Source organism: Nitrosomonas sp., from assembly GCF_020852615.1.
Classification (GTDB): domain Bacteria; phylum Pseudomonadota; class Gammaproteobacteria; order Burkholderiales; family Nitrosomonadaceae; genus Nitrosomonas.
The window spans coordinates 1-6,298 of sequence record NZ_JADZAJ010000011.1 but is presented as its reverse complement, the minus strand read 5'-3'; the positions used below and the strand labels follow the sequence as shown (position 1 = coordinate 6,298).

General features: G+C 51.3%; 8 protein-coding genes. 1 reads left to right on the top strand and 7 read right to left on the bottom strand.

Annotated features, from left to right (window positions below):
• Positions 1–212, bottom strand: a 212-nt coding sequence (locus IT527_RS02020) for a hypothetical protein (protein ID WP_292965843.1), incomplete at its 3' end; no start/stop codon positions are given.
• Positions 213–1,022 carry a hypothetical protein gene (locus IT527_RS02015; RefSeq protein ID WP_292965842.1) on the bottom strand — a complete coding sequence of 270 codons (810 nt, stop codon included), beginning with the start codon at positions 1,020–1,022 and terminating at the stop codon, positions 213–215.
• Positions 1,023–1,079: 57 nt separating this feature from the next.
• Here IT527_RS02015 and IT527_RS02010 point away from each other — a divergent pair, with 57 nt between their 5' ends.
• Entirely contained in the window at positions 1,080–1,322 is a 243-nt protein-coding gene (locus tag IT527_RS02010; protein ID WP_292965840.1) for a hypothetical protein, read from the top strand.
• Positions 1,323–1,643: 321 nt separating this feature from the next.
• On the opposite strand, the gene galU is transcribed toward IT527_RS02010, so the two are convergent.
• The 5 genes from galU to IT527_RS01985 form a co-directional block, all read right to left on the bottom strand.
• A complete protein-coding gene (gene galU / locus IT527_RS02005) occupies positions 1,644–2,540 on the bottom strand; it encodes a UTP--glucose-1-phosphate uridylyltransferase GalU (protein ID WP_292965837.1) in 897 nt (298 codons plus the stop codon).
• Positions 2,541–2,679: 139 nt separating this feature from the next.
• Positions 2,680–3,855, bottom strand: coding sequence for a chain-length determining protein (locus tag IT527_RS02000; protein WP_292965834.1), 1,176 nt, complete (start codon positions 3,853–3,855; stop codon positions 2,680–2,682).
• Entirely contained in the window at positions 3,852–4,514 is a 663-nt protein-coding gene (locus IT527_RS01995) for an ABC transporter ATP-binding protein (protein ID WP_292965831.1), read from the bottom strand. The genes IT527_RS02000 and IT527_RS01995 overlap by 4 nt, the downstream gene beginning before the upstream one ends.
• Complete coding sequence (locus IT527_RS01990; RefSeq protein WP_292965828.1) at positions 4,511–5,296, bottom strand: ABC transporter permease; 786 nt, start codon at positions 5,294–5,296, stop codon at positions 4,511–4,513. The genes IT527_RS01995 and IT527_RS01990 overlap by 4 nt, the downstream gene beginning before the upstream one ends.
• A gap of 42 nt (positions 5,297–5,338) precedes the next feature.
• Positions 5,339–6,298, bottom strand: a 960-nt coding sequence (locus IT527_RS01985; protein ID WP_292965825.1) for a polysaccharide biosynthesis/export family protein, incomplete at its 5' end; no start/stop codon positions are given.

Here is a 6,298-nt window from a genome sequence, read left to right as displayed (position 1 = left end):
TTACTCCAGCCAAACAACGGTAGAAGGTGCTGTTCGGTCCAAGGACGATCCACACGGAAAAATGCAATCAGCTGCGAGGCCAGCAGCACCCGGCCGTGGCGGAATCGGTCCACCTGCACATCACACAATGCGCAGAAAAATACCACGCGACCTTCCTCGTGCGCCTGCAAGAGTGCATCCGGAATATCGGGATCGTGAGTGACGAATTGCACTTATCGCCTCTCGACGAATACCCGCTCCAGCGTTGTCGGCAGCAGCGCGGTGCCGGTTTGGTGAATGGCAGTATGGTTGGCCTGGCGGGTTTCTGAATCGCTGAATGGGGTATCTGCCGGCAGAATCGCCAGCATGGCTTCGGCTTCTGCAATCTCCCGTGCCTCGTGCAGCCGGAAGGCAAGCCATTTCAGCCGGAAAGGTCTGGGGTCCAGGGCATAGGCGCGGCGGGCGGCTTCGGCTGCCTGGGTACTATCGCTTTTCATCAGATGTCTGGCCAGTGCCGTCAACGCGCTGGCGTGCATGGCGGGCGAGATTGAAACTACAGCGATCAGTCGCTCCACTGCATCAAAACCGCCTTCGCCGTACGCGGCGATGATCTTATCGAAACCTTTGCCGCCCAGCGCTTTGGGGGGAGTTTTCTGGTTTTCTTCTTTCCAGATTTTTCTAAGCTTGCCGGGGACTGAAAGCAATGATCCGGATGAAGCCGCACTTTCAATGAGAATATTGCCCAGTCTGACGTTCAGGGTATTGTGTGTTTCCAGCTGGTAAATTTTCTGTTGTACTTCAATCAGCGTTTGCAGGCGGAGATTTTCAGCCAGTGCATCCGGCAGCTCATCATCCACCCAGCCTTGAGCTGATGGAGTTGTATTTTGCAACTTGCCTGCCTGTCCGCTCTCAAGCGCCTTGTTCCGCAGATAGTACTTCTCCAGCTCTTCCTGTACCAGATGAAGCTGCGACAACAGCAGCTCATTTTCTTCTTGCAGTTCTTTGATGTCGGGTACTTCGGCTACTTCAGCAGGGACTGACATATCCATTCTTATCGCTCACGGTTACATTGTTCGGCATTACTGAAACTGCTTATCCGCTTGAGACTAATAACTGGAGAAAAAGCAGCTCCGGGCGTTGTGAGCATTTTTCATCAAAATGGCATAAATCATTCCGGCGAGTTAAGGGATTTTTGGCGCCTTTCTTTATGCAATGCAGATAAGTTTTCTACTGCGCCGGAAATAGAGGATGGGAATCTGGATGGACAAGTCAGCCTGCAGCCTCCTTGCAACAACAAAAATGCCGTCTTTGCGAACGCCAGCGGCATGAAGCAGTCCAGATGACAACCGCAATGTGATTCACCACCCCGTCCGCCTACGGCGTCCACCCCTCCACCGGAGGGGAATTGGATGGCCAAATCAGCCTGCAGCCTCCTTGCAACAACAAAAACGCCGTCTTTGCGAACGCCGTCAGGCATGAAGCAATCCAGATGACAACCGCAGTGTGATTCACCACCCCGTCCGCCTACGGCGTCCACCCCTCCACCGGAGGGGAATTGATATATTTCATCTCCTGGTAAACAGCATGGGCAAATATTCATACCCTGAAAAGCGCTATGCTTCCTCGCGCGCTTCAATGCGATCAAATTATTTTTATTGAAAAATTCATTCTTCTAAAGACCTGGAGTCAGGTTTGACGAACGATTGCAGTAATTTCTCAAACTGTGGACCCACTTCAGGATGTTTGCATGCCATGGCCAGTGTGGCTTCCAAATAGCCTATTTTGCTGCCGCAATCGTACCGCCTGCCTTTGTAGCGATAGGCGAGCACCTGCTCTTCCCGCATTAATGCAGCAATACCATCTGTTAGTTGTATCTCGCTCCCGGCTCCTTTACCCAGCCGCGCCAAGTGATGAAAGATGCGTGGTGTAAGCACATAACGCCCCACCACTGCCAGGGTAGAAGGTGCTTCTTCCGGTTTGGGTTTTTCAATAATGGATTGCACTGCCTCCAGATCATCGCGAATTGGCTTGCTGTCGACAATGCCATAGCTGCGCGTATCTTCTCGTGGCACCTGCTGCACACCAAGCACGGAGCTCTTGTAGTAGTCATATACATCCACCATTTGCTGCATTACGGCAGGCTCGCCTTCCAGTAAATCATCGGCCAGCAATACGGCAAAAGGCTCATCGCCCACCGCTGGCTGGGCGCATAACACTGCGTGGCCCAGGCCCAGCGCTTCGGACTGGCGGATGTACACGCACTTCATGTCATCCGGCAACAAATTACGCACGTACTGCAGCATCTCAACCTTGCCTCGGCGCTCCAGTTCGGATTCCAGTTCGTATGCCTTATCAAAATGATCTTCAATGCTGCGTTTGGTGCGCCCTGTAACAAACACCATTTCGGTAATGCCTGCAGCCAGGGCTTCTTCCACAGCATACTGAATGAGAGGTTTATCCACGACCGGCAGCATTTCCTTGGGATTAGCCTTGGTAGCGGGCAAGAAACGGGTGCCCAAACCCGCCACTGGGAAAACTGCTTTACGAATCTTCATAAACATCTCCTTTTACTAAACATGCATTTTTCCGGAAAATTTTCTTGCTTCTCTTCCGCCACAGATTCATCCGGGAACCGCAGCTTAATGCTTTTACGAACTAATCTTTCAGTTAACGCTTCATCCCGGCTGTAACGCCTGGGGGTTAATCCACATGATCAAGAATGATGCCTTCCAGCAGTTTCAGAATACCAGCCAGCATCAGCGCAAATAACAATGTGGCAATGGTGTTATAGATACGCCGGGGTTGCATTGGATATTCCGGGAAGGTAGGCACCTGCAGCACCGATACCTTATCCAGCATGCGGGTGGCATCAATTCTGCCTTTTTCCAGTGCGGAAAGTGCTGCCTTATAGAGTTCTTGTGCGAACGTGGCTTCCATTTCCAGCCGCTGAAATTCTTCCAGTGTGATATTCAGGGCTTTACCGGCCGAGTTGGCCGGGTTGGCCAGTTTGGCTTTTTCCCCGGCAATTTGCTGGTTGATGGCAGCCAGGGATTGATTCAGCATGACCAGATTGGGGTGGTTCCGATCCAGCGTCCTGGGCAGGGAAGCCAGTTGTGTTTTGAGCTGGGCCCGTTGTTCTTCGAGCTTGGCGATCAGGGTATTCAGGCTTTCTGCTATGGCTTGCGGCGAGAGCAGCCCTTTTTTGTTTTGATATGCCAGCAGTGTCTGCCTTGTCTGCTGATAACGTTGTTGCGCCATACCCACTTGGGTTATCAGGAAATTGACCTGTGTTTCAGCCAGTTCGTGACTGATCTGATTCATATAACGTTCGCCTTCGCGCACTAGCAGGCCGGAAACCGCCTGCGCTGTTTCCGGGTCATACGCCTGCGCCTGGATACGCAGCACACCAGCGTAATCATCATATTCAATGGAAACACGTGAAAGATAATGGCGATGAAACCATTCCATATCCTGCCACCACATGCGGGAGAGGAGATCCGAATTTTCGTTGCTGTAGTGGGTGCGTAAATCAAGTTCCGCATCCAGTTTTTTGAGCATATCCACCGAAAGCAGGTATTCACGCAGTAACAACTGATCCGCACGGTTGGCACTGGCGGCTCCTGCAATCAGCATGGACAGATCAAAACTGGGAGCAGTTATTGAATCGGTTTTTCGAATAATGATACTTCCTTCCGAAACATAGCGATCGGAAGCAATCACCAGCCAGTAAGCCATCGCAAAAACAGCCAATATCAGCGTAAACCATATCAGGTGTGAAAACAGCTTGATGGAAAACCAGTCTTTTTTGCCGTTCCCGGAAAAATCATCCGATTTGCCGGTGCCATGCTCGTTTATGTTGGGTTGTGATTCCGTCATTTTTTGATTGTGTCCTTATAGGCTTTGAAGGCTTCTTCAATGTCGTCAAACCATTGCGCTTTGCCCTGATATAGCAGAATGCCCGCCTCGCAAAATTGCCTGAGGGTTGAATCACTGTGGGCAACCATGATGAGCCCGGCACGGTTCGCCATGGATTTAAAGGCGGCGGCAGCCTTGTCACGAAAGGCGGCATCCCCTGCTGCTGTCACCTCATCCGAGATATAAATATCGAAATCAAACGCAAGTGACATGGCAAACTGCAAACGCGAACGCATTCCGGATGAATAAGTGTTGACCGGTTCTTCAAAGGCGGCTTTCAGTTCGGAAAAGTCCTGTATGAAAGCAAGGCGATCGGTGAGATCATCCTGATGTCCGTGAACACGGCAAACAAATTTGGCGTTCTGGCGACCAGTCAGACTGGGTTCCAGCCCACCTTGTCCCATAGGCCAGGAAAGCCGGCAGCGTCGTTCCACCTGTCCTTTGTTCGGGTGATCAATACCGCCAATAATACGCAGCAAGGTGGATTTTCCAGCTCCGTTTGAGCCGATCAACCCAACATTGACATTGCTCGGGATCGTCAGGTTAACGCCTTGCAATACCCACTTGCCGGGGCCATGATCTGTTCTGTAACGCTTGTGTACGTCCTTGATTACGATCATTTCATCACCAGTTGCAAGGCAAACCGGCGGTACAACATCAATCCGAGAAAAAGACTGACGATAGCCCAGGCGTAGAGATATTCCATACTGAGACCTTGCACAGTGTGGTAATACGGGAAGAAACCGGCACGCACCAGCTCCAGGCCGTGTGCGATCGGGTTCAGCATCAAAAGATCAAGATAAGGTTGCGGGATGACCACCAGCGGCATAATCACGCCGGAAATCAGATACAGCGGCAGCATCAGGATTTTGAGAATGTGTTCCATTTCCGGAACAAGTGCCATCAACACCGAAGCCACCAGACCATAGCCCACGCCAAACAGCCAAAGCCCGAATACGGCTGACAACACCAGTAAAGGATCATGCGGCCATGTGTCATGGCTTAACAAGGCCGCAACACTCAGTATGATGGTCGAAATAATCGCCATCAGAAAAGCCTCCAGAACAGCACGCGCCAACGCGGGATCAAAAGGTTTGACCTGACGGTAGGTAAACAGCGGTTGATTGGAATCAACCGCATAGGTCACCTGAACTGCTGTCCGCCGAAAGAGAAAAAAAGCCAGCATGCCGACAATAATCCATACCGCGACGTCAGCATTGCCTACCGTGCGCATGCGCAGCACAGTAAAGATAAAAACAAGAAATCCGATGTGCAGCACGGGCTCCGCCAGTAACCAGAACCACGCTGCCCGCATGTCAAATAACCGGTCTAGCGCCTCGCGCAGGAAAATTGCCTTCCAGACTGCAAAGGAAACCACCATCGGGTTACGAACCTCAGACATGTTCATATCTGGAAAAAAATAACAGTGGGTTTAGTCGGGTCATCAATTCAGCAGGAACATCCGGTTGATTGTCAGGCCAGGCATTGCTACGGATATCAGCAGTTTCATGAATTTGCTGAATTCCGCCTCGGGCGAATTGGCAACGTAAATGACATCATGGTTCTGCACCGGAAAATTCTGGGTAACAAAGAAAGAGGCTGGATCACGTAAATCAACCTGATAAATTACTGGCACCATGCCGTCAGCCCCAGCTGTTAGCGGATGATCGGCATCGACCAGTTTTGCATCTTCAAACCGGAAAATGAAAACACCACGTGCATCGGCCCGGTTATCCACCAATCCGCCCGAGCGCGCCAATGCCTGTGCGAGGGAAATACCTTGCGCTTCAAAGGGTACTTCTTCATTTTTACCCGTAGCACCCAGCACCGAGAAAGTTTGTGGCTGGTACAAAGCGGTAACCACATCGCCCGGTTTGAGCAGAATGTTCTGTTTTGGATCCTGAATGATTGAATGCAGAGCCATTGTGGCTGTCATGTTGGCGCGCGATAGCTGTACAGCCATGCGATTAGTGGTTTCTTTGACACCACCACTTGTGGCCAGCGCATCGAGCAATCGCTCGCCTTTGGGCGTCAGCGCCATCAATGTGCTGTTATTCACTTCGCCCACAACTGTGACATTGGATGAATTGTTTTTGATAACGCGCACCAGCACCTGGGGCTGATTGGCCTTGCCGTACAGTCGCACGACAATTTCACGTTCGATTTCCTGGGTAGTGCGCTCCTTGACTGAAACCCGACCGGCAAACGGTATGGCGATAGTGTTGTCCGATGTCACCATCTGCTCTGGAAAAGTCACGCCGCGTGTTGTGACGGGTCCGGCAGCAGGATCAAGAGTGATTGCACCAAACAGCATGGCAGGTGGTGCTTCCCAGATAGTGACATCAACTACATCACCCGGACCGATGATGTAGTTGTGTGTGGAAGAACTCGGAAAAATATCCGA